The organism is Micromonospora salmantinae, assembly GCF_022230905.1.
Taxonomy (GTDB): domain Bacteria; phylum Actinomycetota; class Actinomycetes; order Mycobacteriales; family Micromonosporaceae; genus Micromonospora; species Micromonospora salmantinae.
On sequence record NZ_JAKKFG010000038.1, the window covers coordinates 1 to 4,006 of the forward strand.

The 4,006-nt window shown below is 68.4% G+C and carries 4 protein-coding genes; 1 reads left to right on the forward strand and 3 read right to left on the reverse strand.

Annotated elements, in window-relative coordinates:
- On the forward strand, positions 1 to 598 hold a 598-nt coding region (locus PSH03_RS22800), incomplete at its 5' end, for an endo-1,4-beta-xylanase (RefSeq protein WP_238690370.1).
- 131 nt (positions 599 to 729) lie between these two features.
- On the opposite strand, the gene PSH03_RS22805 is transcribed toward PSH03_RS22800, so the two are convergent.
- The 3 genes from PSH03_RS22805 to PSH03_RS22815 form a co-directional block, all read right to left on the reverse strand.
- The gene (locus PSH03_RS22805; protein WP_210784648.1) at positions 730 to 1,173 is read right to left on the reverse strand and encodes a hypothetical protein; all 444 of its coding nucleotides are present in this window, start codon (positions 1,171 to 1,173) and stop codon (positions 730 to 732) included.
- Between the two features lie 82 nt (positions 1,174 to 1,255).
- Positions 1,256 to 2,659 (reverse strand): Si-specific NAD(P)(+) transhydrogenase, encoded by a 1,404-nt coding sequence (sthA, locus tag PSH03_RS22810; RefSeq protein WP_210784649.1) that lies wholly within the window; start codon positions 2,657 to 2,659, stop codon positions 1,256 to 1,258.
- 53 nt (positions 2,660 to 2,712) lie between these two features.
- On the reverse strand, positions 2,713 to 3,735 hold the full coding sequence (locus tag PSH03_RS22815; protein ID WP_238690371.1) for a fibronectin type III domain-containing protein: 1,023 nt from the start codon (positions 3,733 to 3,735) through the stop codon (positions 2,713 to 2,715).
- Positions 3,736 to 4,006 lie beyond the last annotated feature (271 nt).

Genomic DNA, 4,006 nt, shown 5'->3' on the forward strand with positions numbered 1-4,006 from the left:
CGTGCAGATCACCGAGTTGGACATCCAGGGCGCGTCGGCGAACACCTACCGCAGCGTCGTCGAGGACTGCCTGGCCGTGGCCCGCTGCAACGGCATCACCGTGTGGGGCATCCGGGACAGTGACTCGTGGCGGGCTTCGCAGACCCCGCTGCTGTTCAACAACAACGGCTCGAAGAAGCCAGCGTACGACGCGGTTCTCGCCGCGCTGAACAACGGCACCACGCCCACGGACCCGCCGACGGACCCGCCCACGGACCCGCCCACCGATCCGCCGACCGACCCGCCCACGACTCCGCCTCCGGGCCCGGGTGGCTGCACGGCGACGGTGTCGGTGAACCAGTGGACGGGTGGCTTCGTGGCGAATGTTCGAGTGACGGCCGGCTCGTCGGCCCTCAGCGGCTGGACGGTGACGATCGCGCTGCCGTCCGGCGCGACGGTCACCAACGCGTGGAGCGCCAACCGCAGCGGTAACACCGGCACGACGAACTGGACGAACGTGGCGTACAACGGCCAGGTCGGCGCCGGACAATCCACCGAGTACGGCTTCCAGGCCAACGGCACCGCCGGCAGCCTCAGCCCCACCTGCTCAGCCCGCTAAAGCCCCACCGGCCGGTGCGGAGGCGGCTCCCGCCTCCGCACCGGCCTCTCCCAGCTGTCGTTGATCAAGAGGTTTGCCTCACCCTGCCCGGCCTGTCATGACGCAAACCTCTTGATCACCGGGGACGAGGGCTAGTCGCCGGAGAAGCCCCAGAAGTAAATTTCCTCCGGCTTGCCCTCGGCGTCGTGCAGGACCGCGCACCGGCCGAACCATCTCTGCTCGGCCAGCCCCTCGATCGCGGGCAGGTGCTCGCGGGTCAGCCGCTCGGTGCCGGCATGGCGCATTGCCTCGGCAGCGCTCACCGGCTCGACAGTGCCGAATTCGGGCCGTTCGCCCTCGTCGAGGACTCGGTAGACGTCGAGGATGGAATGAGTGCCCGACTCCTGCACCCATTCATCGTTGAACAACTCTTTCATGGTGGCGGGGCGGTTCGGATAGTCGCTCGCCGAGTTCGGGGTCTCACCCCGGGCCCACCAGTACTGGCCCTCGGCGAAGACAGTGTCCCGCAGGGCATCCAACGCCGCGTCCAGGTCTGGTTGGTACGAGACGACGTAGCTCCACCCGGATGCGCCCACCACTGCCTCTTTCCCTCAACATGTCAACGGTGCCGGCACGGTAGCGGGCAGCACCGACATCGGTGAGATGGGACCGTGGTGGCTAGCCGTCGATGCGGATGATGTTGCGGATCTTGTTGGACGCGTCCAGGGCGGCGACCTTGTACGCCTCGGCCAGCGTCGGGTAGTTGAACACCGCGTCGACCAGGTAGTCGATAGTGCCGCCGCAGCCCATCACCGCCTGACCGATGTGGACGATCTCGGTGGCGGCGGTGCCGAACACGTGCACCCCGAGCAGTCGGCCGTCGTCGGGGGAGACGAGCAGCTTCAGCATGCCGTACGAGTCGCCCACGATCTGACCCCGGGCCAACTCGCGGTACCGGGCGATGCCCACCTCGAACGGTGTCGAACTCTCGGTCAGCTGCGCCTCGGTCTGCCCGACGAAGCTGATCTCCGGGATCGTGTAGATGCCGATCGGTTGCAGGCCGTGCATCTCCCGGATCGGCTCGCCGCAGGCGTGCTGCGCGGCCAGCCGGCCCTGCTCCATGGACGTGGACGCGAGCGCGGGAAAGCCGATCACGTCGCCGACGGCGTAGATGTTCTCCACCTGGGTGCGGTAGTTGGCGTCCACAGTGATCCGGCCGCGTCGGTCCGCCTCCAGCCCGGCCGCCTCCAACGCCAGGTCGTCGGTCTGGCCCTGCCGCCCGGCCGAGTACATCACCGTGTCGGCGACGATCTTCTTGCCGCTCTTGAGGATGCACAGCGCCGCCGTCTGGTGCTTCTCCACGGCGGCGACCTCCTCGCCGAAGCGGAACGCCACGGACAGGTCGCGCAGGTGGTACTTGAGTGACTCGACGACCTCGTCATCGCAGAAATCCAACATCCGCTCGCGGCGTTCCACCACGGTCACCTTGGTGCCGAGCGCGGCGAACATCGAGGCGTACTCCATGCCGATCACGCCGGCGCCGACCACGACCATGCTGCGGGGTACGGCCTGGAGGTTGATGACCCCGTCGGAGTCCACGATCGTCCGGTCGTCGAAGTCGACGCTGTCCGGGCGGGCCGGGCGGGTGCCCGCCGCAATGACGATCTTGTCGAAGGTCACCTTGGACTCGCGGCCGGAGCCGCCGTCCACCCAGATCGAGTGCGCGTCGGCGAAACGCCCGGTGCCGGTGATCATCGCGACCCGGTTGCGGGCCAGTTGATTGCGGATGACGTCGGTCTGCCTGGTGATCACGTGCTGGGTCCGGGCCGCCAGGTCGCTGACCGTGATCTCGTCCTTGACCCGATAGCTGCTGCCGTACAGGTCCCGCTGACTCAGGCCGGTCAGGTAGAGCACTGCCTCGCGCAGGGTTTTGGAGGGCACGGTGCCGGTGTTTATGCACACCCCACCGATCATGTCGCGGCGGTCCACGATGCCGACCCGCCTGCCGAGCTTGGCGGCGGCGATCGCGGCCTTCTGACCGCTGGGTCCGGAGCCCAGCACCAACAGGTCGTAGTCATACACAGGCGTTAGCGTCGCAAGATGTCGCGGCCGGCGCCAGACCCCGGAGTCGAGCGTTATTCGTCTGCCACAGTGCAGAGGCCGCCGTTCAGCGTGATCTCCTCCGGCAGTTGCGTGCCGGAGGCGACGAGCCTCAGCGACACGGTGCCACCCGGCGGGATCACCGCGTTGCGACCGGTGTCGCGCACCCGCAGGTAGCTGTTGTTGACACGGTCGACGACCTTCGCGCCCCAGATGCCGTGGACCTGCTGGCTGGCCCAGAACCGCCACGTCATCGTCCACCCGTCGACCGCCGTGGTGCCGGTGTTCTCGACGACGAGGTGCGCCACGAAGCCGTCCGACCACTGCCGTACGACGGATCGGACCGCGCAGCTCGGCGGCGGCGGCAGGGTGGTCACGGTGACCGGTGCGGACAGGGGGGACAGGTGTCCGACCTCGTCGCGGGCCCGCACGACGAAGGTGTACGTGGTGTTCGGCGTCAGCCCGCTGATCTGGGCACTGTTCACGGGCGGGTACTGGTAGACCTCACGGACCCGGGTGAGTGTGCCGCCGGCGTCGACCCGGAACACCTCGTATCGGTCGAGCGCGACGTTCTCCACCGAGTGGGCCCACCGCAGCCACACCTGTGTGGCGGCGACGTCGTACGCCACCGGTTGGCCCGGCGCGCTCGGCGGTTGGTCGTCGCCCGGTGGCATGGTCAGCCGCAGTGTCGGGTTGGACACCGAGCTGTTGCCAGCCGCGTCCAGAGCCCACACCGAGAAGGTGTACGTGCGCGACGGCCGCAGGTTGGTGATCCGGATGCTGTTGGTGTCGGTCGAATACTGGGCGCCGGAATCCTCGAATCGCGCGCCGACCGGGTAGCGGACCACGCCCACGTCGTCGGTCGAGGCCGCCCAGGTCAGCTCGACCGAGGTGGTGTCGATGGCGACGACGGTGATCGGGCCGGGCGCGGTGGGCGGTGCGGTGTCGTCGGCGGCGTACGCCGGCGTCGCGCCGGCGGCGACCAGGGTTGCCGTCAGTGCGCACGCGACCAGCGTGGCGGCCTTCGACCGGATTCCTTGACTTCGACGTTCGCGCACGATGAATACCCCCGACTCCGGCCGCCCACCGCTTCCATCAATCCATCTCCGTCGATACTAGGTCACTGTGGTTCGGCAGGCTGCCCCGCCGGGCTCGGCCGCCGACCTCGGCGCGCGCAGTCGCCCCAGGGCTGGTGGATGTGTGCCGCTCGTTGCCTTTGGAGCTGAATCGTCTACGACATCGGTGGCCACCGGTGCCGCTGATTCGTTGACGACATCAGCTCCAAAGGCAACGAACAAGGCACCAACCCGCCCGCGAGCCGCCGCCCGC